The organism is bacterium, assembly GCA_035691305.1.
In the GTDB taxonomy this organism is placed as follows: Bacteria; Sysuimicrobiota; Sysuimicrobiia; order Sysuimicrobiales; family Segetimicrobiaceae; genus DASSJF01.
The window spans coordinates 1-23,809 of sequence record DASSJF010000052.1 but is presented as its reverse complement, the minus strand read 5'-3'; the positions used below and the strand labels follow the sequence as shown (position 1 = coordinate 23,809).

The 23,809-nt window shown below is 69.2% G+C and carries 25 protein-coding genes; 17 read left to right on the top strand and 8 right to left on the bottom strand.

All coding sequences use genetic code 11. The features are described 5' to 3' along the window. Positions 1-74: 74 nt before the first annotated feature. The 4 genes from VFL28_09415 to VFL28_09400 are packed head-to-tail and all read right to left on the bottom strand — an operon-like array spanning position 75 to position 4,078. A complete protein-coding gene (locus VFL28_09415; GenBank protein ID HET7264879.1) occupies positions 75-743 on the bottom strand; it encodes a rhomboid family intramembrane serine protease in 669 nt (222 codons plus the stop codon). After that, positions 740-2,416 carry a urocanate hydratase gene (gene hutU, locus VFL28_09410; GenBank protein ID HET7264878.1) on the bottom strand — a complete coding sequence of 559 codons (1,677 nt, stop codon included), beginning with the start codon at positions 2,414-2,416 and terminating at the stop codon, positions 740-742. Before hutU ends, VFL28_09415 begins: the two co-directional genes overlap by 4 nt. Next, positions 2,413-3,537, bottom strand: coding sequence for a histidinol-phosphate transaminase (hisC, locus tag VFL28_09405; protein ID HET7264877.1), 1,125 nt, complete (start codon positions 3,535-3,537; stop codon positions 2,413-2,415). Before hisC ends, hutU begins: the two co-directional genes overlap by 4 nt. 46 nt (positions 3,538-3,583) lie before the next feature. After that, entirely contained in the window at positions 3,584-4,078 is a 495-nt protein-coding gene (locus VFL28_09400; protein HET7264876.1) for a helix-turn-helix transcriptional regulator, read from the bottom strand. A gap of 140 nt (positions 4,079-4,218) precedes the next feature. Between VFL28_09400 and VFL28_09395 the strand changes: the two genes are divergently transcribed. After that, positions 4,219-4,476: a helix-turn-helix transcriptional regulator gene (locus VFL28_09395; GenBank protein HET7264875.1), complete on the top strand. Its 258-nt coding sequence runs from the start codon at positions 4,219-4,221 to the stop codon at positions 4,474-4,476. Positions 4,477-4,514: 38 nt separating this feature from the next. On the opposite strand, the gene VFL28_09390 is transcribed toward VFL28_09395, so the two are convergent. Further along, on the bottom strand, positions 4,515-5,480 hold the full coding sequence (locus VFL28_09390; protein ID HET7264874.1) for an LD-carboxypeptidase: 966 nt from the start codon (positions 5,478-5,480) through the stop codon (positions 4,515-4,517). Between the two features lie 141 nt (positions 5,481-5,621). On the opposite strand from VFL28_09390, the gene VFL28_09385 reads away from it, so the two are divergent. The 6 genes from VFL28_09385 to VFL28_09360 all read left to right on the top strand — a co-directional run bounded on the left by VFL28_09385 (position 5,622) and on the right by VFL28_09360 (position 13,074). After that, a complete protein-coding gene (locus VFL28_09385; GenBank protein ID HET7264873.1) occupies positions 5,622-6,269 on the top strand; it encodes a metal-dependent transcriptional regulator in 648 nt (215 codons plus the stop codon). 14 nt (positions 6,270-6,283) lie between these two features. Next, positions 6,284-7,582 (top strand): Nramp family divalent metal transporter, encoded by a 1,299-nt coding sequence (locus VFL28_09380; protein ID HET7264872.1) that lies wholly within the window; start codon positions 6,284-6,286, stop codon positions 7,580-7,582. A gap of 40 nt (positions 7,583-7,622) precedes the next feature. Beyond that, on the top strand, positions 7,623-8,588 hold the full coding sequence (locus VFL28_09375) for a universal stress protein (protein HET7264871.1): 966 nt from the start codon (positions 7,623-7,625) through the stop codon (positions 8,586-8,588). A 462-nt stretch (positions 8,589-9,050) separates the two neighbouring features. Beyond that, entirely contained in the window at positions 9,051-10,715 is a 1,665-nt protein-coding gene (locus VFL28_09370; GenBank protein ID HET7264870.1) for a hypothetical protein, read from the top strand. 23 nt (positions 10,716-10,738) lie between these two features. Next, positions 10,739-11,896 (top strand): DUF444 family protein, encoded by a 1,158-nt coding sequence (locus tag VFL28_09365; protein HET7264869.1) that lies wholly within the window; start codon positions 10,739-10,741, stop codon positions 11,894-11,896. 2 nt (positions 11,897-11,898) lie between these two features. Further along, on the top strand, positions 11,899-13,074 hold the full coding sequence (locus tag VFL28_09360) for a SpoVR family protein (protein HET7264868.1): 1,176 nt from the start codon (positions 11,899-11,901) through the stop codon (positions 13,072-13,074). Here VFL28_09360 and VFL28_09355 read toward each other — a convergent pair whose 3' ends face one another. Continuing rightward, positions 13,075-13,278 carry a hypothetical protein gene (locus VFL28_09355; GenBank protein HET7264867.1) on the bottom strand — a complete coding sequence of 68 codons (204 nt, stop codon included), beginning with the start codon at positions 13,276-13,278 and terminating at the stop codon, positions 13,075-13,077. Next, positions 13,275-14,717, bottom strand: coding sequence for an amidase (locus VFL28_09350; GenBank protein ID HET7264866.1), 1,443 nt, complete (start codon positions 14,715-14,717; stop codon positions 13,275-13,277). Before VFL28_09350 ends, VFL28_09355 begins: the two co-directional genes overlap by 4 nt. A gap of 143 nt (positions 14,718-14,860) precedes the next feature. Between VFL28_09350 and VFL28_09345 the strand changes: the two genes are divergently transcribed. The 5 genes from VFL28_09345 to VFL28_09325 are packed head-to-tail and all read left to right on the top strand — an operon-like array spanning position 14,861 to position 18,846. After that, positions 14,861-16,006, top strand: a complete 1,146-nt coding sequence (locus VFL28_09345) for a P1 family peptidase (GenBank protein ID HET7264865.1) — start codon at positions 14,861-14,863, stop codon at positions 16,004-16,006. Continuing rightward, positions 16,003-16,491, top strand: a complete 489-nt coding sequence (locus VFL28_09340; GenBank protein ID HET7264864.1) for a DUF402 domain-containing protein — start codon at positions 16,003-16,005, stop codon at positions 16,489-16,491. Before VFL28_09345 ends, VFL28_09340 begins: the two co-directional genes overlap by 4 nt. Next, the gene (locus tag VFL28_09335; GenBank protein ID HET7264863.1) at positions 16,488-17,231 is read left to right on the top strand and encodes a 3-oxoacyl-ACP reductase family protein; all 744 of its coding nucleotides are present in this window, start codon (positions 16,488-16,490) and stop codon (positions 17,229-17,231) included. The genes VFL28_09340 and VFL28_09335 overlap by 4 nt, the downstream gene beginning before the upstream one ends. A gap of 35 nt (positions 17,232-17,266) precedes the next feature. After that, entirely contained in the window at positions 17,267-17,659 is a 393-nt protein-coding gene (locus VFL28_09330; GenBank protein HET7264862.1) for a VOC family protein, read from the top strand. Next, on the top strand, positions 17,659-18,846 hold the full coding sequence (locus VFL28_09325; protein ID HET7264861.1) for an MFS transporter: 1,188 nt from the start codon (positions 17,659-17,661) through the stop codon (positions 18,844-18,846). The genes VFL28_09330 and VFL28_09325 overlap by 1 nt, the downstream gene beginning before the upstream one ends. On the opposite strand, the gene VFL28_09320 is transcribed toward VFL28_09325, so the two are convergent. Next, positions 18,833-19,318 (bottom strand): bifunctional nuclease family protein, encoded by a 486-nt coding sequence (locus VFL28_09320; protein ID HET7264860.1) that lies wholly within the window; start codon positions 19,316-19,318, stop codon positions 18,833-18,835. The genes VFL28_09325 and VFL28_09320 overlap by 14 nt on opposite strands. A gap of 214 nt (positions 19,319-19,532) precedes the next feature. Here VFL28_09320 and VFL28_09315 point away from each other — a divergent pair, with 214 nt between their 5' ends. From VFL28_09315 to VFL28_09295, 5 genes are all read left to right on the top strand, one after another. Beyond that, complete coding sequence (locus VFL28_09315) at positions 19,533-20,036, top strand: C40 family peptidase (GenBank protein ID HET7264859.1); 504 nt, start codon at positions 19,533-19,535, stop codon at positions 20,034-20,036. A 12-nt stretch (positions 20,037-20,048) separates the two neighbouring features. After that, positions 20,049-21,440, top strand: a complete 1,392-nt coding sequence (locus tag VFL28_09310) for a Mur ligase family protein (GenBank protein ID HET7264858.1) — start codon at positions 20,049-20,051, stop codon at positions 21,438-21,440. Further along, a complete protein-coding gene (locus VFL28_09305; GenBank protein ID HET7264857.1) occupies positions 21,437-22,219 on the top strand; it encodes a glutamine amidotransferase in 783 nt (260 codons plus the stop codon). The genes VFL28_09310 and VFL28_09305 overlap by 4 nt, the downstream gene beginning before the upstream one ends. A gap of 17 nt (positions 22,220-22,236) precedes the next feature. Next, positions 22,237-22,425, top strand: coding sequence for an acetyl-coenzyme A synthetase N-terminal domain-containing protein (locus tag VFL28_09300; protein HET7264856.1), 189 nt, complete (start codon positions 22,237-22,239; stop codon positions 22,423-22,425). Between the two features lie 144 nt (positions 22,426-22,569). After that, on the top strand, positions 22,570-23,769 hold the full coding sequence (locus VFL28_09295; protein HET7264855.1) for an alpha-hydroxy acid oxidase: 1,200 nt from the start codon (positions 22,570-22,572) through the stop codon (positions 23,767-23,769). Positions 23,770-23,809: the final 40 nt, after the last annotated feature.

Sequence of the window (23,809 nt, the reverse complement as noted above, 5' to 3'; positions counted from 1 at the left end):
TACTACCGCCAGCGCCCTACGGGCGCGTTAGCGCCAGAAATCCTGTTTCCTCGTCGAACTTGCAACACGAAGCACTAGCGGTACCCCGCGGGCTCCTCGATCCGGCCCGGGTCTTCGAAAAGCCGCGCGGTGATCGCCCCGAATAAGATGCCGCCGACGTGCGCCGCGTAGGCGACGCCGCCGCTCGCGCCGCTCGTGGCGTTCGTGATCGAGCCGAAACTGATCAGCTGAATCACGAACCAGAGGCCGATCAGGAGAAATGCCGGCAGGAACGTCACCGTGAAGAAGAAACCCAGGAACAAGACCGTCCGGATTTTGTCCCGAGGATACGTGATCAGGAACGCGCCCATCACCGCCGCGATCGCGCCGCTCGCGCCCAGCGTCGGTTCGGTCGACCCGGGTCCCGCCAGGACCTGCGCGAGGTTCGCGGCCACCCCGCCGATGAGGTAGAACACGAGATAGCGGCCGGGGTTCATCGAGTCCTCGATCTCCGGTCCGAAGACCCACAAGAACAGCATGTTGCCCAGGATATGCGACCAGCTGCCGTGCAGAAACATCGACGTGAGCACCGTGATCCAGTGGCGCCCGGCCGTGATGTCGGCGGGGACCATCGCCCACTTGCTGACGAACGGGTCGCCCGCGGCCAATTCTTGGAGAAAGACGGCGCCGTTGAGGAGGATGAGGGCCAACGTCATCCCGGGAAACCGCACCGGCCGGCGCGAGACATCGCCCAACGGAATCATCCGCGTCCCTCCCGCATCGGGCGTACGATTCCGTGCCGGCGCGCGGCTTCCTGGGCCTCCGCGTAGCCGGCGTCGGCGTGCCGGACGATGCCCAGTCCCGGGTCGGTCGTCAGCACTCGCTCGAGCCGCCGCGCCGCATCGGGCGTGCCGTCCGCGACGATGACCATCCCCGCGTGAATCGAATACCCGATGCCGACCCCGCCGCCGTGGTGGACCGACACCCACGTGGCCCCGCCGACGGCGTTGAGCAGCGCGTTCAGAATCGGCCAGTCCGCGATCGCGTCGCTGCCGTCGGCCATCGCCTCGGTCTCCCGGTACGGCGAGGCGACCGAGCCCGCGTCGAGATGGTCGCGCCCGATCACGATCGGCGCGCGCAGTTCGCCGCGTGCGACCATCTCGTTGATCGCGAGGCCGAACCGCGCGCGCTCGCCGTAGCCGAGCCAGCACACCCGGGCCGGCAGGCCCTGGAACGGCACGCGCTCCCCGGCCAGCCGGATCCAGCGTGTGAGCGACGTCTGTTGGGGAAACAGGCGCAGCACGAGGTCGTCGGTCTTGCGGATGTCCTCCGGGTCGCCGGAGAGCGCCACCCAGCGGAACGGTCCCCGGCCCTCGCAGAAGAGCGGGCGGACGTAGGCCGGGACGAAGCCCGGGAATGCGAAGGCGTCGGCGACGCCGCCGCGCTGCGCCTGCGCGCGAATGTTATTGCCGTAGTCGAAGACGACCACGCCGCGCCGCTGGAACTCCAGCATCGCCTCCACGTGCCGGGCGACGGACGCCCGTGCCTGCGCGACGTACGCTTCCGGGTCGCGCGCCCGAAGCTCGGCCGCGGCCGCCGCGGTCAGCCCGTCCGGGATGTAACCGCCGAGGAGGTCGTGCGCCGCGGTCTGATCCGTGACGACGTCCACCTGCACGCCGCGCCCGAGGATCTCCGGGTAGAGGTGCGCGGCGTTGCCGAGGAGTGCGATAGACCGGGGCCGGCCCTCCCGGACCGCCCGCTCGGCGAGGTGCAGCGCCGCCTCGACGCTCTGCGTCGTCTCGTCCACCCAGCCGGCCCGCGCCCGCCGGTCGATGCGCGCCGGATCCGCTTCCACGATCAGCGCGACGCCTTCGTTCATCGTCACCGCGAGCGGCTGCGCGCCGCCCATCCCGCCGAGCCCCGCTGTCAGTACCAGTCTGCCGCGCAGGCTGCCGCCGAAGTGCCGCCGCGCGATGGCGGCGAAAGTCTCGTAGGTGCCCTGAATGATGCCTTGGGTGCCGATGTAGATCCAGGAGCCCGCGGTCATCTGGCCGTACATCGTGAGGCCGAGCGCTTCGAGCCGCCGGAACTCTTCCCACGTCGCCCACGCCGGGACCAGCATGGCGTTCGTGATGAGGACGCGCGGCGCGTCGGGGTGCGAGTGGAAGACGCCGACCGGCTTGCCGGACTGAACGAGCAGGGTTTCGTCGCCCTCGAGCGCGCGCAGCGCGGCGGCGATCGCGTCGAAGCAGGCCCAGGACCGCGCCGCCCGCCCCGTTCCCCCGTAGACGATCAACTCGTCGGGACGCTCGGCGACTTCGGGATCGAGGTTGTTCATGAGCATCCGCAGCGCCGCTTCCTGAGGCCACCCCTTGCAGGAGAGGGCGGCGCCCCTCGGCGCGCGAACGGGCCGGGGTCCGGCGGCCGGCGGCGTCATGAAGCGGCGAGGACGGCCTTCAGCGACTCGACCACCCGGCGGTTCTCATCCGTCGTGCCGACGGTGATCCGGGCCCAGTCCGGCAGTCCCCACATCGCGCCCGGCCGGATGATGACGCCGTGTCGCAGCAGCTGCCGGGCGACGTCGGCCGCCGGCCGGCCCAGCTCGACCAGCACGAAGTTGGCCTGCGTCGGGATCGAGCGCAGTCCGAGATCGGCGAGCGCCGAAGCGAGCCAGACGCGCCCCGTCCGGTTGTTCTCAAAGGCGGTTCGGACGTACATTTCGTCGTCGAGCGTCGCCTCCGCCGCCGCCTGAGCCAGCCGGTCCACCGGAAACGGCTCCCGAACCTGGTTGAAGCACGCAATGATGTCCGGCGCGGCTACCGCGTACCCGACGCGTAGCCCGGCGAGGCCGTAGATCTTGGAAAACGTCCGCAGCACGATCAAGTTGGGGTAGCGGCCGACCAGCGCGGCGGAGTCGGGAAAGGCGGGGTCGTCCGCGAATTCCGCGTAGGCCTCGTCCAGCACCGCCAGCGCCGTCGCGGGAAGGCTGCGGAGAAACGCCTCGACCTCGTCGTGGGTGACGATCGTGCCCGTCGGGTTGTTGGGATTGCAGACGATGACCATCTTGGCGTTGGCCGCGGCCCCGGCCATGCGGGGGAGGTCGAGGCGCCAGTCCCGCTCGCGGACCGGCACCTGCACCGGGATGGCGTTCAGCATCAGCGCCAGCGACGCGTACGCCGAGTAGGTGGGCGCGCCGATCACGCAACGGTCCCCGGTGTCGAGGAACGCGAGCCCGAGGCACGTGAGCACGTTGTCCACGCCGTTCGCGACACAGACGTGCTCCGGGGTCACGCCGAAGCGCGCGGCGACTCGCCGGCGAAGCGACGCGGAGGTGGGGTCGGGATATTGGTGGACGCCGTCGATGGCCGCGAGCAGCGCGCCGCGGATCTTGGGCGAGACGCCCAGGGGGTTCTCGTTGCTGCCGAGCTTCGCGACGCTCGCGAGCCCGAACTCCCGCCGGACGTCCTCCGCCGAGCGGCCGGGGACGTAGGGCTCGATCGCGGCCAGCGCTTTCCTTGCCAACGGGTGCGGCCGCGGCTTCGAGGACTCGTTCTTCACGGTGTTCCCTTCGGTACGGGTCTCGCTACCTCCGCCAGCGGACCGTCTAACGGCGGACTCGCCGACTACCATGAAATTTCAGCTCGCCGGCCTGTTTGGTCAAATCTTCGGTGATTAGCTCCGCGTACCGGCGCAGCGTTGCCGTGTCGGGCTCAGGTGTGAGACCGGCCCGCCGGGCGAGCGTTCGAAGCCGCGATGCGGTAAGGGAGGCGGCGTACGAACGGGCGGCGTCGTGCGCCCGGAGGCCGGACCTTCCATACATTGGCGATTCTTCCCGTACCTCGCCCGCGCGGTAGGGTGACCGGCTTTCGCGTCCGCCGGCCGATCCACCGAGGAGAACCGCCGGCGCGATGCCCAAGATCGCGGCGATCCGTGGTACGTCCCGGAGCGGCACCCGGCGTCCGCCCATCTCGTAGCGGTTGACGGCGCCGGCCGTGACCCCGAGACGCGCGCCGAGCGCCGCCTGGGACAGCTTGGCCCGCAGTCTCGCGGCGCGAACCGTGGCGCCGACTCGCCTGTAGAAGTTGGTGGATTCGGCCATTTGACGAAACGTCACGATAAACGTACCACAATCGTCCGAAGGCTGCAAGACAGATGACCGACGCACTAACGACACCCGGGAAATTTGTTTATTGACATATCGTCAATATCGAGTTAGCCTGAACATCGAGGGCCGCACCGATGAGAGTCCGCCTGAGGCAGTCCGCGCTCGAGGCCGCGATCGCGCGGCGGAACATGACGAAGACGGCCCTGGCCCGGAAGATCGGGATGCACCGCACCCATCTCTCCGACGTGCTCTCGGGACGAACGCATCCGGGCCCGAAGACGCGCCAGCGTCTGCTCGATGCGCTGGGCGGAACCTTTGACGAGTTCTTCGAGATCGTCGATGGCGCAAGGCGCCGGCGGGGACGGCTCCGAGACGTGGTTGATCTCTGCTAGTGACGGAACCGGGAGGCGAAGGCGATGGACGGCGGCGTTTAGGCTTCGACTCCAGCTTCCTCAATAGAGAGGCTGCACTCCGCGGCGTCGAGGCGGGCACGGACGCCCATTGGCAGCGTGAGGTGATAATCGCCGTGTCCACAGGCGAGCCCGTAGATTGCGGGTTTGCCGAGGGGCACGATGTGATCCCGTAGAATGTCCCGCAGCGACAGAGCGTCGCCCGCTTCAGGCGAATACCGGCACTCGCCGACAACAATGCCCGACACCGCTTCGAGGACCCCGGCGAGCTTGAGGTGCGCGAGTTTTCGGTCGAGCCGGTAAAGCTTGTCTCCAAGGTCCTCGAGAAATAGGATCTTCCCTCGAAACTCCTCCGCCGCCGGCACGAAGCGCGTGCCGAGCAGTCCCGTCAGCAGCGCGGCATTGCCGCCGATCAGCCGTCCTTCGGCCACGCCCGGCACCAGCGTTTCAATCGCCGGTGCCCCGGGCGGATTGACGAGGCGGCCGAGCGGGGCCGTCCGGGTCACCGCGCGCAGCAGTTCCAGGTAGTCGTGGGGCTCGGGCTGGGCCAGGGCGCCCGCCATCGGTCCGTGAAACGTGACGAACCCGCACTGTGTGTAGAAGGCAAAGTGCAGCGCCGTGATGTCGCTGTAACCGATGAACACCTTGGGGCGGCGGTCGATCGCGCGATAGTCCAGGCGGTCGAGCAGGCGGTGCGCGCCGTAGCCGCCGCGGATGCAGAGTACCCCGTGCACCGCCGGGTTCGCCAGCATCGCCTGTAGATCCGCCGCCCGGTCCGCGTCCGTGCCGGCCAGATATCCGCGCGCGTCGAACGCGTGCGGCGCGACCACGGTCCGAAAGCCGACCTCGTGCAGGCGCGCCCGCGTCCGCTCCACGCTCTCCGGCGTCGACCCGGCGCCACCCGGCCGGGTGGGGCCCGACGGCGAGACAAGCCCGATCGTGTCTCCCGCGGCGAGGGGGCGTGGCTTGCGCAAGGTGACGGCCATAGTCTAGTCCCGGGTTCTCGCCGGGTCCGCGCGCCTCCCGCTTGACAACATGCCGGCTCCATCGGTATAGTGCGGATGCACGTTTTTTAGTCGATGCTAAATTAATTTAGCGTTGAGAGCGAGCGGTGGAGGGCGGGCGGCGTGTCGGCGATCACGGGCGTGATGCAAGACTACCTGAAGGCGATCTACAAGCTGCAGCAGGGGCGCCCGGCCGTCTCGACGTCGGAGATCGCGGAGCGGCTCGCCGTCTCCGCGGCGTCCGCCACCAACATGGTGAAGCGCCTCGCGCGCCTTCGGTTGGTGACATACAGCCGCTACCAGGGGTTCGCGCTCACGCCGACCGGCGAGAAGATCGCGCTCGAGATCATCCGCCATCACCGCTTGATCGAGCTGTATCTGGCCCGGCATCTCGGCGTACCGCTCGAGCAGGTCCACGAAGAGGCCGAACGAATGGAGCACGTTCTTTCGGAAGGTGTCGAGGCGCGGATGGCCACGGCCCTCGGCAACCCCGCGCACGATCCGCACGGGGACCCCATTCCGGCGACGGACGGGTCGATGCGGGACGTCCGGTACCCGAAGCTCGAGGCGCTCGCGCCCGGCGCCAGCGGCGTCGTGGCGCACGTCGGCGACGAGAGCCCGGCGCTGCTGCGGCAGCTGGCGCGGCTCGGCGTGCTGCCGGGCGCCGTGCTCAAGATGCTCGGCCGCCGGCGCAACGGCTGCGAGGTCGAGGTCGGCGGCCGGCGGATCACGCTGTCGCACACGATGAGCGCCAACGTGCACGTGCAGTGAGCCCGGCCGCGCCGGTGTCCGAACCGCACCCGCCGCGCCGCGGAGACGTGGCCACCGTCGCCGCGGCCGCCGAGGTCTTGGCCGGCCGGAGCCGCCGCCGCGGGCTGTTCCAGCTGCTGCCGTTTCTCGGTCCGGCCTTCGTCGCGTCCGTCGCCTACATCGATCCCGGCAACTTCGCCACCAACATCCAGGGCGGTTCCGAGTTCGGGTACCGGCTCGTCTGGGTCGTCGTGGCGAGCAACCTCATCGCGATGCTGGTCCAGGCGCTGTCCGCCAAGCTCGGCGTCGCGACCGGCCGGAACCTGGCCGAGGTGTGCCGCGAGGAATTCCCCCGGCCGGTCGTCTGGGGCCTGTGGGTGCTCATGGAGATCGTCGCGATGGCGACCGATCTGGCCGAGTTCCTCGGCGCGGCGATCGGCTTCAACCTGCTGTTCGGGCTGCCGCTGATGCCGGCGGCCGTGCTGACCGGCGTGTGCACGTTGGTGATCCTCGCGCTTGAGCAGCACGGCTTCCGGCCGGTCGAGGCGGTGATCACCACCCTCGTCGGCGTGATCGCCGGCTGCTATCTTGTGGAGACCGTGCTCGACCGTCCGAGTTGGGGCGCCGTCGCAGGGGCCATCGTGCACCCGTCGCTCGGCGGCCCGGAGGCCGTGCTGCTCGCGGTGGGGATCTTGGGCGCCACCGTCATGCCGCACGTGATCTTTCTGCACTCGTCGCTGACGCAGCGGCGGGTCGCGACCGCGAACGTCGAGCAGGCGAAGCGCCTCGTCCGGTTCGAGCTGGCCGACGTCGTGATCGCGATGACGATCGCCGGCCTCGTGAACGCCGCGATGCTCATCATGGCGGCCTCCACGTTCTGGGTACACGGGCTCACCAAAGTCGCCAGCATCGAGGATGCGCACAAAACGCTCGCGCCGCTCCTCGGCCCCGCGAGCAGCGCCGTGTTCGCCGTCTCGCTGCTGGCCTCGGGGTTGTCGTCGTCCACCGTGGGCACGATGGCCGGCCAGGTGGTCATGCAGGGGTTTCTCCGCCGCCAGATCTCCGTCTGGCTGCGTCGGCTCGTCACGATGGCGCCGGCGATCGCGGTGATCTCGGCGGGTTGGGACCCGACCCGGACGCTTGTGATGAGCCAGGTGGTGTTGAGTTTCGGGCTGCCGTTCGCCCTCGTGCCCCTCGCCCTGTTCACCAAGCGGCGCGATTTGATGGGGCCGCTCGTCAACCGGCCGCTCGTCTCCTTGGCTGCGGCGGCGGTGACGGCGTTCATCATCGCGCTCAACTTCTATCTGATCGTGCAGACGCTGCGGGGCGGATGAGCACAGGGGAGGCGCGGGGCGTGGCGAACGGGGAGGCGCGATGACCGCGGCGTCGCCGCAAACGGGTACCGGAGTCTCGATCCGGCGGATTCTCGTCCCGCTGGATGGATCGCGCCTCGCGGAATGGTCGCTACCGCCCGCGGTTTCGCTTGCGCGGCGCCTCGGCGCCCATCTTGCGCTGCTGCACGTCACCGAGCGGGACGCGCCCGCGACGGTGCACGGGGAGCGGCATCTTACGAACGTCGGCGAGTCGGACCGGTACCTGGCCGAGGTCGCGGCGAAGTGCACCGCCGCGGGAGTGGAGACGGACACGCATGTCCACCCGAATCCCGAGGGCAGCGTCCCCCAGAGCATCGTTGCGCACGCGGCCGATCTCGAAGCCGACCTCGTCGTCTTGGCGACGCACGGCGCGGGCGGCGCCCGCCGGGCGCTCTTCGGAAGCGTCGCGCAGCAGGTGCTGCGCCGCGGAAATCGTCCGGTGCTGCTGATCCGGCCGCCGGAGGCGAGCGCGGCGCCGCCGATCGAGGGCGACGGGTGGACGCTCCGCCGGCTTCTTGTCCCGCTCGACGGGGAGCCCGGCGCCGAAGCCGCGCTGCCGTTCGCGGCCACCCTGGCCCGGGCGTATCAGGCAGAGATCGGCCTTGTCCGGGTCGTGCCGACGCTGGCCACCATCACCGGAGAGCGCGCGAGCGCGGCGAAACTGGTGCCGACCGCGGCCGCGGCCAATCTCGACTACGAGGAAACCGAGGCACAGCGGTATCTCCGCACCATCGCGGAGTTGATGCGGGCCGTCGGCATCGGCGTCTCGTGGGCCGTCTCCCGAGGCGACGCGGCGCAGCGCATCGTGGACGAGACGGCGCGGTCCGGCGTGGATCTCCTGATCATGGCGTCGCACGGCCGGACGGGGCTCAACGCGGTTTTCACCGGCAGCGTCGCCTCCAAGGTCGCCGGCCGGTACGCCGGTCCCGTCCTGTTGGTGCGCGCCCGCGATCGCGATTTTGATTGACACCCCTACCCGAGGCCGCTATACTCGGTAAAAAGTTCATACGGGCACTGCCGTACAGTAGACGCAGCGCGTACATCGCAGCGCCGCCTCTGATGTCGGCGCGTCCCGCGCAAGCGGGGCGTCGCCGGCGGTTCACAGGGGGTGGCCACGTGGCGGAGCGACGACACCGACAGACGGCATGGCAGTGCGTCATGTAACGGAAATAAGAACCCGGACGAGGAGTCTCCGGTTTCCTCGCGCCGGGTTCATCTCTTTTTCCCCCGCTTCCACCGTCCACATGGGCGAGCGGCCTCGTCTAAAGGTCCGCCGGAACGGGCACCAGTCGTGCAAGGCACGCCGGCTCGGCCGAACGCACGTCGACCGTTCAACGTACGGGGTATACAAAGGGGAAGAATCTAGGGTACCCATCGCCGACGCCGGCCTCATCATTCGACGCGACGGCCACGGACGAAGGTGAATCATATGGGACCGATCGGCACCGTTGCAGATTACGTCGTCCAGAGCAAGACCAACCGGCGTCTCGGCCGCACGACGCTGCACTACATTTCCGACATGATCGACTACTTCGGCAAGGTCAAGGTGTTCGAAGGCATCTACGGTATGGACAAGCAGATCGACGACATCGTCGCGTTCTTTAAAGGGTACGCGATGAGCATGGAGCGCCGGCTGCTGCTCCTCGTCGGCCCCCAGGGCTCCGGCAAGTCGATGACCGTGGACAAGATCAAGCGGCGGCTCGAGGAGTACTCGCAGACGCCGGACGGCGCGGTGTACGCCGTCGACGGCTGTCCGTTCCACCAGCACCCGTTCGATCTCGTCCCCGTCGACATCCGCCAGAAGGAAGACCTGCAGTGGCATGAGGAGGCCGTGCCCTGTCCGGTCTGCGAGCGGCTGCTCGCGCAGGCCGGCGGCTGGGAGAAGGTCCCGGTGCTGCGCATCAACATCTCCGCCCGCGACAAGGTCGGCGTGGCCAAGCACACCCCGACCGACCTGCGCCGCGAAGACATCACGAACTTCGTCGGCAACATCAACTTTGCGATGCTGAAGGAGCGCGGTTCGACCTATGACCCGGACGCCTACGACTTCGAAGGCAAGGTGATCTGGGCCAACCGCGGGATCCTCGACTGGACCGAGGTCTTCAAGAGCCGGCGACAGCTCCTGTCGCTCTTGCTCGAGCTGATCCAGTCCAAGCGGATCGACCTCGCAAACTTCCCGACGGTCCACGTCGACATGGTGGTCATCGGACATACCAACTACCCCGAGTACAACGTGTTCCTGTCCGAGGACATCATGGAACCGCTGCGGGGCCGGATCCACAAGGTCGACTACCCGTACAACGTCGACACGACGGGCGAGATGCAGATCTACCGCGGCCTCGTCGAACAGGCCAACCGCGTGCGGCGGGAAAACAAGCACGTGCCCCAGGACGTCTACGAGCTGGCCGCGACCTACGCGATCAAGACGCGGGCCGAGTCGCAGGGCCTGCGCGGCCTGTCGCCGCGGTTCTTCGAGGACGCGTTCTCCCTCGGGTACACGTCCGCGCGCACGTGCATCGACCTCGAGGTGATCACCGAGGCGGTGGAGGCGACCTTCGCCCATCAGTCGATCAAGGACCTCAACCAAAAGGACCTCCTCAAGACGTTCGAGGAGACCAAGGTCGAGTTCATCAACAAGAAGGTCGAGCAGCTCGTCGAGAACATCGTGCCGACGCACTTCTACGACTACGGCCAGAACCTGTACCTCAACTACCTCGACGCCGCGTCGCGCAGCGTGCTCGGCGAGACGCTCGCCGACAGCGACAAGGAGCTGCTCGACGAAGTGGAGGGGATCCTGGTTCAAAAGCGGCAGATCAGCCGCCAGGGCCGCGTCGCGTTCGAGAACGTGCTGCTGGAGCGGCGCGACGAGCTGCGCAAGATGTCCTACAAGGACAACGAGCACCTGCGCGGCGCGATCAACGAGATCGTCTTCAACAAGATCAAGAACTGCCTCCGCCTCTACGAAAAGACCGAGGAGATGGACGCGAAGAGCCGCGAGCTGCTGGACGTGCTGCAGCGCAGCGCGATCGAGGAGCACGGCTACTGCGACTCCTGCGCGCGGTCCCTCTTCCGGACGATCGGCCGGAGCTTCTAGCGGGCCGGCCGTCGAGGCGCGCCATGCGCATCCACCGCGGACGGATCGCCCAGTACAAGCACGATCAGCTGCTGCGGGAGTATCTGAAGCAGAACCTGAACGAGCTGATCCAGCAGAAAGAGCTGATCCTCGACGGCAAGGTCAAGACGCAGATCGCGACCCTCGACCTGCCGACGCTGAAGTTCGGCGAAGAAAACCAGTTCCTGGCGCAGGGCAGCGGTTCCGGCGGCGCGGGCGGCCAGGGCGCGGGGGCGGGGCAGGGCGGCGACCAGGTCCAGGCCCTCGGCGGGCTCCTCGGCGGCGACCACCACGGCAAGGAGCTGCAGGTCGAGCTCGACTTCGACGAGTTCGTGCGCCTCGCCCAAGAGGTGCTGCTCGACGACCTGCGCCTGCCGGCGTTCCACGATCCGGGCCGGGCAGGCGAGGTCGAGGCCCAGGAGCAGGTCGAGCTGGACGACCTCGACCGGATCGGCCTGCGCGCCGACCTCAACCTCGAAGATACGATGCTGCAGAGCCTGCTGCGCAACACGCGCGAGTCGGGCCGGCTCGACTACGACGTCGACGTGCGGCAGGACGCCTGGTACTTCATCGAGGACCCGACGACCTTCCAGAACAACCGGTCGGTCGAGATCTACGTGCTCGATATCTCCGGCTCGATGCGCGGCGAGTACCTCGCGCTGGTGCGCAAAACGATCTTCATCCTCTGGCACTATCTCGAGAAGCGGTATCCGACGAACCTCCGGCGGTACGTCGTGTTCCAGGACGTGGCGGAGGAGAAGACGCGCGACGAGTTCTTCTGCGTCGAGTCGAGCGGCGGCACGCACATCAGCACCGGCTTCGAGAAGGCGATCAGCCTGCTCGACGGCGTCACCGAGTACGACAAGTTCCTGTTCATGTTCACGGACGGCGAGACAAGCTCCGGCGACTTCGATCTGGCGAAGAAGCGGTTCGACGAGGCGCTCGGCGGGTTCGACCTGGTCTGCTACGGGCACGTGAACCCCGGCGGACGCGGTGTCGGCGGCTTCAGCGAGTTCGTCCAGGAGGCGGTGCGCACCCGCGAAGGCGCGATGTTCGCCAACCTCGTGGACCTCGAGACGATCCGGTCGGCGATGAAGGACTTCCTCGGTTTCTTCGAGACCCGGGCGGCGCGCCGGCCGGCCGCCGCGGCGCGGAGGGACTGAGCGTGGCGCTGCAGCAACCGTTGCTCGCCCAATACGACGGCGTGATCGGACGCCTGGAGACGCTGGCCCACGATCGCGGCCTGGCCTTCGACCCCGTCGTCTTCCAGCTCACGGACAGCGACGAGATCGCCGAAGTGGCGAGCATGGGACTGCCCAACCGGTTCCTGCACTGGTACTGGGGCGGAGTCTACAAAGAGCTCGTCACCCAGCAGAACAAGGAAGTGTTCAACATCCTCGAGCTGGTGCTGAACACGGTGCCGTCGCACGCCTTCCTGCGCAGCACGAACACATACTTGGAAAATGTGCTCGTGATCGCGCACGTCTTCGGGCACGCCGATTTCTTCGCGAACAACCACTGGTACCAGAAGTCGAACAAGAACATGCTGAACGAGGCGGAGCGCCACGCGCGGATCATCCGCTCGTACGAGCGGCAGTACGGGCGCGACCGCGTCGAGAAGCTGCTCGACGGGCTCCTGACCGTGGCGACGTCGGTCAACGCCTTCGAGCGCAGCCCAAAAGAGAAGCGGCGCCGTCTCATCTACTATCTGGAGGAGAAGGCCCCCCTCGAGGACTTCGAGCGTACGATCCTCGAGGCGATCCGCGAAGAGGCGGAATATTTCGACCTGATCCAGCGGACGCACATCATCAACGAAGGCTGGGCGACGTTCGTGGAGGCCGAGCTGCTGACGCGCCTGCTCACGGCGCAGGAGTGGGCCAGCATCTCGGTGCACCTCTGCAACCGGCCGGCGCCGTACACGATCGGCTACACGCTCTTCAAGTCGATCCGTGACGACGAGGGGTTCGACCGCGCCCTCCAGATTCGCCGCTACCACGAGGACGTGAGCCTGATCGACGAGACGCTGACAGACGATCTCGTCCGCCGCCTGGACATCTTCGTCTACGACCCGAAGGAGAAGCAGAAGAGCTACGATCTGGTCAAAGTCAAAGAAATGCTGATCAACCAGAAGCTCTACAAGGGCGAGCCGCGGATCGAGGTCGACCCGTCGTCCTGCGGCCGGGACCTGCTCCTCGTTCACCAGGACGAGGACCGCAAGCTCGAGCCGAAGCGCGTCGGACTCTTCCTGAAGGCCGTCTACGCGCTCTGGCGCAACCCTGTGAAGCTGCGCGCCAACGGCAAAGTCTACACCTACGACCGCCGGGGGCTGTCCTCGACCTAGCTATCCCCGATCCACGGCCGTCTCATCCGGACTCACGAACCGGTAGACGGGTTCAAGGCTTTCAACGCCGTCGGGACGGCTGCGCTCCAACTCCGCCTTGGTCATCGCCGCCCGCTCGTAAATCGCCTCGATGTCCGCGTCGTCGAGGAAGAGACCCTGGCGCCGGGCTTCGGCCACGAGCCACTCGCGGGTGAAGGACATCACGCGGCCGCCTCCAAGGCGGGATGTCGCCTGTGCCACCCGGCGCGCTGCTCGTACGCGTGGCCGATCCGGAACAGCACGCCCTCGTCAAACGCCTTTCCGATCAACTGCATTCCGACCGGCAGCCCGCCCGCGGTGAATCCGCAGGGGACGCTCAGCGAAGGGTGTCCCGTCAGGTTTGATGGAACCGTGAACCGGCCGATGTCGGCCGGCGCGCCGGCCGCGTTCTGCTCGAGCGTGATCGCGGGGCAGGGCATCGTCGGCGTGACGATGGCGTCGACGCGCTCGAGCGCCCGCGACAGGTCGCGGCACCACAGCGCGCGGATCTGCGCCGCCTGCTGGTACTCCGCGGCCGTGTAGCATATGCCGGCGGCGATGCGCTGGCGCGCGCGCCGTCCGTAGTCCGCCCACTGCCGGCGCATCCGAGGCGCGTGCACGCCGAAGGCCTCGCCCGCGATCAGGACGCGGCCGGCCGCATCAGTGTCCGCGGCCCGCGGCAGGTCCACCGGCTCCAGCCGAGCCCCCCACTCTTCGAACTGCGCGAGCGCGACGCGCACGAGGCGATCGACGTCGGGATCGAGGCGCTCGAAAAAGAATTGGGCGGGTACTCCGAGCCGCAGGCCGCGCACATCCGCGCCGATCTCCGCGGCGTAGTCCGGTACCGCGCGATTCGCGGCGGTGGGGTCGTGCGGGTCGGGCCCGGCCATGGCCCGCAAGAGCAGGGCGCAATCTGCGACCGTGCGCGCCATCGGCCCGACGTGATCCATGCTCCAGCTCAGCGGAAACACGCCGTGGCGGCTCACGCGCCCGTAGGTCGGCTTGAGCCCGACGACGCCGCAGAAGCTCGCCGGTCCGCGGATGGATCCGCCGGTGTCTGAGCCTGTGGCGGCGACCGCGAGTCCCGCGGCGAGGGCGTTCCCCGAGCCGCCGCTCGAGCCGCTGGCGTGGCGCGACGTATCCCACGGGTTGCACGGGACGCCGAAGACGTCGGCGCCGCCGGTGGCGAACTCGTTGGTGTTGGTCTTGCCGAGAAGGATCATGCCCGCCTCGCGGAGGCGCCGAACCACCGTCGCGTCGGCGTCGGGGACGAACTCCAACAGCGCGCGCGAATGACACGTGGTTCGGACGCCGCGCGTGAAGACGATGTCCTTGTGGGAGATCGGCAGGCCGTGCAGCGGCCCTCGACGGCGGCCGGCCGCGATCTCCCGTTCCGCCTCGCGCGCCTCGTGCAGCGCCGTCTCGGCGCACACCGTGATGTAGCTGTGGAGCATGTCGTTGTGCCGTTCGATCCGGCCGAGCAGCGCGGTGACGAGTTCGACCGGCGAGAGCGCCCGCCGCTCGATCCGGCGGCTGAGTTCCGCGGCGGGGAGGTAACAGAGGCCGGCGCCGGCGACCTCGCGGGCTGCACGTTCCATAAGACCGATTAGTTCCAGGCGCGTCACCCCACCCCTCCGTCCGGGATTCCGGGACGATGGCCCCGACCTTACCGTACAATTGGCACAGCGCGGACTTGGGGTGGACGAGTCGGGCAAATCGTTCGGGGCGAACTTCTTGTGCGTGGTCAGCGAGGTGGGTGGTTGAGGCGGTGACGGATGCGCTTGCGGCGCGGGGGCCCGGGAACTCGCTGACCGATGTCGGCGCGATCCGCGTGGGACACGTGACGCTCGTGTCCGGCGACGGACCGCTCGTTCCCGGCAGGGGTCCGGTGCGAACCGGCGTGACGGTGATCGTGCCGGGCGAGGACGTGTACCGCGACAAGTGCGCGGCCGGCGTCCACGTGATCAACGGCTTCGGCAAGATGCTCGGGCTCGCCCAAGTGCAAGAGCTGGGCCGCCTGGAGAGCCCGATCGCGCTTACCGGCACCTTGTCCGTGTGGCACGCCGCGGACGGCCTGACGGACCACCTCCTCCGCCGGCATCCGGAGATCGGACGCATCGGGCCGACGTGCAATCCCGTCGTCGGTGAGTGCAGCGACGCCCGCCTGAACGACATTCAGGGGCGCCACGTGCAGCCGCATCACGTACTCGAGGCCATCGAGCGGGCGAGTGAATCGCCGGTCGAGGAAGGCGTTGTGGGCGCCGGCACGGGGATGGTCTGCTACGGCTTCAAGGGCGGGATCGGCTCGTCGTCACGGACGGGACACTCCGGGCCGCTCAACCGCACGGTGACGCTTGCCGGGCTCGTGCTGGCGAACTTCGGCCGGCGTGAAGCGCTTCGGATCCACGGCTGCCCCGTCGGGGCGTTTGTGCGGGACGCGGCGCCTCATGCCCCGGCGCGAGGCGGCGGGTCCGTCGCCGCCGATGCCGGCCGCGGGGGTTCCGTGATCGTCATTCTGGCCACCGACGCGCCGCTGACATCGCGGCAGCTGACGCGGGTGGCGCGCCGCGCCGCCGCGGGGCTGGCCCGCACGGGGTCCGTGTACAGTCACCACAGCGGAGATTTCGCGCTCGCGTTCAGCACCGCGCGCGCGTACCCGCCGTACCTGTCCGACGAGAACGATCTGCTGAACCCGCTGTTCGAGGCCGCCGCCGACGTGACGGAAGAGGCGGTGATTCGCGCGCTGCTCTGCGCCGAGCCGATGACCGGCCGCGACGGCCATCACGTCGACGCTCTCGACCCGGAGACGCTGCGAGAGGCATGGGCGCGGTGGCGCGCGTCCGGCGGGACGGCCGGGTCCACACTCGACATCGAAGCGCTCGTGGGGCCGCGCGTGCCCCGGGCGCGCGCGTGAACGTGCTCGAAGTCAAACGCCGGCTCGACGGCAGTGTGCGGACATACCCGTGCGAGGCGGTAGAGGCCGATCGGGACCACGCCGTCCTGCTGTACCGGCTGCCGGGGCAGGGCCGGGTGGCCGGCCTCGTGCTGCCGGCCGGGACGCTCACCCTTGCCTACTACTGGGCGGACCGTCCTTACAACGTATATCACTGGATCGCCCCGTCGGGTGAGACACTCGCCTACTACTTCAATTTGAGCGGCCCCGTCATTATCGCCCGCGACCGGCTGGAGTGGGAAGACCTCGAGGTCGACGTGCTGGCGACGCCGGACGGCCGGGTGCAAATTCTGGATGAAGACGCAGTCCCGGAGTCGGCCGCGCCCCGCCTCCCGGAGATCGCCCGCGCCCGGGAGCGGGTCCTCGCCGACCGGCCGGCGGTCTCGCGGGACGTCGAGCGGGCGTCGCGCGCCTTCCTGGCCGGCTCTGGCGCCGTCCGCCCGTGAATCGGTTTCGGGGGCGGGTCGCGCTGGTCACCGGCTCGAGCCGGGGCATCGGCCGTGCGGTCGCGCAGGCCTTTGCGCGGGAGGGCGCGGCTGTCGTCCTGAACGCGGCGCGCTCGATCGGGGACGCGCGCACGGTCGCGCAGGCGATCGGCGCCTCCGGCGCCAGAGCCGTCGCCGTTCAAGCGGACGTGAGCCGTCCCGCGGAGGCCCGGCGCCTCGTGGCCGAGGCCGTTCGGGCGTTCGGCCGGCTCGACGTCCTCGTGAACAACGCCGGCTTCACCGATCGCACACCGTTCCGGGAGATCGACGAGGACGTATGGCGGCGGATGATGGACGTCCACGTCACCGGGCCGTTCTTTGCGTCGCAGGCGGCGGCGGAGGTGATGACGGCACAGGGCGGCGGCGTCATCCTCAACGTCGCGTCGATGCAGGGCATCGACCCGGGCGCCGGCGCCGTCCACTACAGCGTCAGCAAGGCGGCCGTCATCATGCTGACGCGGTGTCTTGCGCGCGACCTGGCGCCGGGCATCCGCGTGAACGCGATCGCGCCGGGATACACGGAGACGGCGTTCCACGCCGGCCGCACGATCGCGGACCGCGAGGCGATCGCGGCGCGCATCCCGCTCGGCCGCTTCGCGCAGCCGGAGGAGGTGGCCAAGGCCGCGGTGTTTCTCGCGTCCGACGACGCCTCGTACACGACCGGCCACACGCTCGTTGTCTCGGGCGGCGTGGTGATCTGAGAACCCTCGGCCCTGCCAATCGACGGAGGTGCGGGATGGTGGCGTTTGATCACGTCGCAATCGCGGTTCGCCGGATCGCGGACGGCGAACCGATGCTGCGGGAGCTCCTCGGTGCGAGCCCCGGCGAGAGCGGGGACGGCCGCGGCTTCACGTTCCAGCAGTACACCCTGCCGGGCGGAGTCATCGAGCTGCTGCAGCCGCGCGGCGACGACAGCTTCCTCCACCGGTTCCTGCGGGACCGCGGCGAGGGGCTGCACCACATCACTCTGAAGGTGTCCGGCCTCGAGTCGTGGGCGGCCCGTCTGCGCGCCGCCGGCTACCGCGTCGTGGGCGAGAATTACGAGAACCCGGCGTGGCGCGAGCTGTTCCTGCATCCGAAGAGCGCGCACGGCGTGTTGGTCCAGTTTGCGGAGACGCTCGAGCGGTAGTGAAGCGCGACATCTGGTGTCTCGTCGCCTTCCGGACGTGCCGCGGCGTCGCCGCGGGCCTCATCAACGTGGCGTTTCCGTACCTCGTCCTGCGCCAGCTCCACGCCACGCCGCTGGCTCTCGGGTTTCTGTACACTGCGGGCGCCTTCGGGACCGCGGTCATCGGCTTCGTGTGCGGCTTTCTCGCCGACGCGCTCGGCCGGAAGTTCATGCTGGGCGTCCTTGGCGCGCTGCTGCCGGTGAGCGCGCTCCTGGTGTACCTGTCGACGAATCGGTGGGTCTTGTTTGTCGCGACGTTCATCGGCGGATTCTCCGCCACCGGCTCGCTCGCGAGCGGCGGGGTCGGCGGCGCCGCGATGCCCGTGCAGAGCGCCCTGCTGGCCGATGTCACCAGCGCGGACGAGCGGACGGTCTGGTTCGCCCGGTTCGCCTTTCTCAGCGGGCTGACGGGCGCGGCGGGCGCGCTGGCCGCGCGCGTGGTCCCGGTGCGGCCGGGCTTTTTGGTCGCCTGCGTCATCGCCGCGGCGGGGACGCTGGCCCTCATTCCGGTCACGCCCTCGCGACCCGCGCGCGAGCTACTCCGCCTGCCCAGTCTCGGGACGATCAGCAAGTTCACGATCACGGGCGTGCTGAACGGTTTTTCCCAGGGGCTCGTCACGCCGTTTCTGATTCCGTTCTTCGTCATCGTCTACCACCTGCCGCGGGAGCAGATGGCCGTGGCCGCGGCCCTGAGCGGCCTCGCCGCGTCGGCCGCCATGCTGGGCGCGGCCTCGTTGGAGAGCGCGCTCGGATGGGTGCAGAGCATCATCCTGACGCGCGCCGCGGGCATCGTGCTCTTTGTCCTCTTGCCGCTCGTGCGCGTATTGCCCGTCTCGCTGGCCATCTACATGCTGGCGCCGGCGCTTCGGGTCATCGCCGCGCCCATCCAGCAGTCGGTGCTGAGCGAGATGGTGCTCGAGGAAGAGCGGAGTCGGGCGTTGGGGATCAACCAGGTCGCGCGTCTGACCAGCGCGTCGACCGGAACGGTGCTGGCGGGGTACCTGTTTCATATCGCCGCGCTCGCGGCCCCGTTCTACCTCTACGCGGCCGTGGCCGGCGGCAACCTCTTCGTGTACCGGCTGTTTTTCGGCGGGACGGGCCGCTCCGCCCGGGCGGCGGCGCGCCGCGCGAAACCTACGATTCCTTGAGCTTTTTCGCGAAGTCCGCGGGCTTGACGTTCTCGATGAACCGCTTGAACTCTTCCACCTCGTGCTCGTCGAAGGCCTTCTTCAGCTGGATCGCCGTGGCCGCGACCTTGTCCTCGACGAAGATCGGCGCGGACGTCCGCAGCGCGATCGCGATCGCGTCGCTCGGCCGGGAGTCGACGACCACGTCGGCGCCGTTGCGCTGGAGGTGAATCTCCGCGAAGTACGTGCCGTTCTGAATGTCCGTGACCACGATGCGGCTGATGCTGACCGTGAGGTGCTGCAGCATCTGCTTGATGAGATCGTGCGTCATCGGCCGCGGCATCTGCACACCCTGAAGCTGAAAGGCGATTGACTGGGCCTCCGAGCCGCCGATCCAGATCGGCAGCGCGAGCGTCTCCGCCTGATCGACCAGCAGCACGACCGGGTTCATCTGCTGGTCCATCGCGACGGTCTTCACCTTCATTGTGATCATGTACGACCTCCGCTCGCGACCCTGGCGTCGGCTCATTCTACTCGACCCGTGATGTGCCCTTCTCGCGCCGCGCGAAGACACTACACTACTGTTGTTATTCCCACGTGGTCCGCGGCCGACGGGGCAGGGGGGCGGCGTGCGTGACCCGAAATAGGGCGGCGTGAAGCGGCCGGCCGCATCCGGGTTTTGTGCAGTGCTCGTGATGTTTTGCTCCGTGTTCGCTTCCGCCGGCGCAACGGGCGCGGCGGCCTCCGCCCCCGCGGCGATCTCCGCCGGCGCCACGACGGCGGGCGCCGTCTGGGGACCCGTCCCGGTGCCGCGCCTGCGCCTGTCGCTGCTGCCGTCGCGCGGCGCCGTGTTCACGTCGAACGTCGTGCGCAGCGCGCTCCGTTATCTCGGCCGCCCGTATCGGTGGTCCGGCATCGGTCAACGCGGGTTCGACTGTTCGGGACTGGTGGTCCGCGTGTTCGGCGCGCTCGGCGTCGTCCTCCCGCACTCGTCGGCCGCGCAGTATCAGGCCGGGACCGTGGTGCCCGCCGCGCTGCTCGATCCGGGCGACCTGGTGTTCTTCCACACGTACACCAGCGGTCCGTCGCACGTCGGCATCTACCTCGGCGCGGGGCGCTTCATCCACGCGTCGGCGTCCGGGGGCGTGGTGGTGTCGTCGATGACCGAGCCGTACTATCGCAATCGGTACCTGGGGGCGCGCCGGTACTAAGCGCCCCACCTCGTGTCGCTCAACGTACGTCTCAGCACCGCGATCGCGCTCGGTAAGACCGCGGCGACGCTCAGCCGCGTCCTGGGCCGCGGGGGCGGCACCACGATGCCCGGACGCGTCGCGCGCGCTGTTGAGCCGAACGTCGTCGGCCTGCTCGCCGGGCGGCTGCGCGGCGGCACCGTTCTCGTCGCCGGCACGAACGGGAAGACCACGACGGCGCACCTCATCGCCCACCTCATGCGCGCGGAGGGCCGCCGCGTCGTGCACAACCGCGCGGGCGCGAACCTCGCTGCCGGGATCGCGTCGGCGCTCGTCGAACACGCGGACCTGCGCGGCGCCCCGGCGGGCGACCTCGGCATTTTCGAGGTGGACGAGGCGACGGTGCCCCGCGTGGTGCCGGCGCTGGCGCCCAGGGTCGCCGTGTTCACGAACCTCTTTCGGGACCAGCTCGACCGGTACGGCGAGATCGACTACATCTCCGGCCTGTGGCGCGCCGCGGGGGCCCGCCTGTCCACGGGGTTCGTGCGTGTCGCGAACGCCGACGACCCGCTGGTGTACGACGCGGTACGCGAGATGCCGGGCACGCTCGTGACCTACGGCCTCGACGACGACCGCCACGCGCTGCCGGCGCTCGAGCACACCGCGGAAGCGCGGTACTGCTACCGCTGCGGAACGCCGTACGTGTACGCGGTGACGTACTTCGGCCACATGGGCCGCTACCGCTGCCCGACCTGCGGCGTCGCGCGACCGGCCCCCGACCTCGTCGCCCGCGAGATCGTGCTCGACGGGCCCGACGGCGCCGAGTTCACAATCGACGCCGGGCCCGCCGGCCGCGCGGCGGTACGGACGCGCCTTCCCGGCCTCTACAACGTCTACAACATCCTCGCGGCGGCCGGCGCCTCGCTGCAACTCGGGGCGACGCTGGCCCGCGCCGCCGGCGCGGTCGGCTCGTTCCTGCCGGCGTTCGGTCGCGCCGAGCGCATGACGCTCGACGGGCGCGACGTACAGATTCTGCTGGTGAAGAACCCCGCGGGATTCAACGAAGTGCTGCGCACCGTGCTCGCCGGCGGACCGCTGCCGGTGGTGCTCATCGCGATCAACGACCTGATCGCGGACGGCCGGGACGTCTCGTGGCTGTGGGATGTGGACTTCGAGATGCTCGCCGGGCGGGTGGGGCGCGTCGTCGTGTCCGGGCTCCGCGCCGAGGACATGGCGGTGCGCCTCGAGTACGCCGGTCTCCCGGCGCACGCGATTGAGGTGGAGCGGTCGTTCGACGCCGCGATCGACCGCGCGCTCGGGTTGGCGACGTCGGGCCGTCTGTTCATCCTGCCGACGTACACATCGATGCTCGCGATCCGCGCCGTGCTCGAGCGCCGCGGCGTGGTGGGCAGGTTCTGGGAATGACGCCGGTGCTGCGGATCTGCCACCTCTACCCGGATCTGCTCAACCTCTACGGCGACCGCGGCAACATCATGGTGTTGGTCACCCGCGCGCGCCGCCGCGGCATCGAGGTGACGGTCAGGGACGCCGGGCTCAACGACGACATCGGCCCCGACGACGCGGACCTGTTCTTCGTGGGCGGCGGGGAAGACCGCCAGCAGCGGATCGCGGTCGGCGACCTTGTCGGGCCGAAACGCGCGTCCCTCGAGGCGGCGGTCGCGGACGGCGCCGTGGTGCTGGCCGTCTGCGGCGGGTACCAGCTGATCGGGCGCTACTACCGGCCGGCCGAAGGTGACGACCTCCCGGGCCTCGGGCTGCTGGACCTGTGGACCGAGCACGCGGGGCCGGCGTCGCCGCGTCTCATCGGCAACCTCGTGATCCGGCCGGACGGGGGCGAGCCGCCGCTCGTGGGGTTCGAAAACCACGGCGGCCGCACGTTCCTCGGCCCGGGCGCGCGGCCGCTCGGCCGCGTCGTGGTCGGCTTCGGCAACAACGGAACGGACAAGACCGAAGGGGCCGTCTCCGGCCGCGTCTACGGGACGTATTTGCACGGTCCGCTGCTGCCGAAGAACCCGGCATTCGCGGACCGGCTCATCCGAGAAGCGCTGAGCCGCCGCTTTCCGGGGACCGTACTTGCGCCGCTGCCCGATATGTTTGAGGCCAAGGCCCGCGAGGCGATGCTGACCCGCTTAGGAGCGAAGAGCGCCGAGCGCTCTCGTGAGGGGAGGGGCGGGGCGCGCTAGCGTGGTAGGTTGGTCGTGTGGAAGTGGTCCACCCGATCGTCAGACGGTGGCAGCGCGAGGCGCTCGAGGACCCCGAGCGGTTCTGGGACCGGGCCGCCCGCGCGCTGCTGTGGATCCGGACCTGGGATCGCGTTTTCAAGTGGCAGTATCCCGACTTCCGCTGGTTTATCGGCGCCCAGACGAACCTCGCCGCAAAAAGGCCGTGAACCTGGGCCGGGATCCCGGCGACGTGTCCACGATCGAGGATGAGCGCTCCGTCGGCGAAGCTCGGGAGGCGTGGCGCGTCATTCAGGCTGAAATCACGGCGGGCCGCTGAGGGGCCGGCCCGACGATCCGGGGGGATCGACACGATGGCGAAAGTGTCTAGCGCCGTCAACATCGCCGACCTGCGGCTCATGGCGCAGCGGCGGATGCCGAAGCCGATCTTCGACTACGTCGACGGCGGGGCAGAAGACGAGGTGACGCTCCGCGAAAACCGCCGGGCCTTCGAGGAGGTCACCTTCCGGCCGCGGCACGGCGTCGCGGTCCCGGAAGTCGATCTGAGCGTCCGGGTGCTGGGTCAGGATCTTGCGCTGCCCATTCTTCTCGCCCCCGTGGGATACTGCCGCATGTTCCACCCGCAGGGCGAAGTCGCCGCGGCCCGCGCCGCGGGCGAAGCGGGCACCGCGTACATCCTGTCGACCGCGTCGGGCCACCGGCTCGAGGATGTAAAGGCCGCGACGCGCGGCCCGGCGTGGTTTCAGCTGTATTTGACGGGCGGTAGGGAGGCGGGGATTGATGCGCTGACGCGCGCCCGGGCGGCGGGCTACTCCGTTCTCGTGATCACGATCGACACGTATGTGATCGGCATGCGGGAACGCGACCACCACAACCACACGTCCGTGCTCCTCGGCGACGATCCGTTCGCGAAGATTCCCTACCTGCCCGGCATCCTCGCGCATCCAGGCTGGCTCATCGATTTTCTGCTGGACGGCGGGGTGCATCCACTGCCAAACATCGTCACGCCCGGCGTCGGACCGATGAAGCTCCGCGACGTCGGCAGTCTGATCCGGACCTCGTTCACCTGGGACGACCTGCCGTGGATCCGCGAGATCTGGCCCGGCCCGGTCGTCTTCAAAGGCGTGCTGACCGCGGAGGACGCGCGGCGCGCCGTCGACGCCGGCGCGGTGGGGGTGGTGGTATCCAACCACGGCGGACGGCAGCTCGAGTCGTCGCCGGCCACGCTGCGCGCGCTCCCGGAGGTCGTGGCCGCGGTAAACGGCCGGGCCGAAGTGCTGCTCGACGGCGGCATCCGGCGCGGCACCGACGTGATGAAGGCGCTTTGTCTCGGCGCGAAGGCGGTGCTGATCGGCCGCGCGTACGCCTACGGGCTCGGGGCTGCCGGCGAGGCGGGTGTCGCGCGGGCGATCGAGATTCTCAAGGCCGACCTCGTGCGCAACCTCAAGCTGCTGGGATGCGGGACCGTGTCGGCGCTCGACCGGTCGTACGTCAACGCGCCGGCCGGGGCGGCCGCGGTGCGGCCGGCCGCGACGGCGAACCGGGCGTTTTGAGGCTACGCGGACGCGGCGCCGCCCGGCGGGGGCGCCGCGT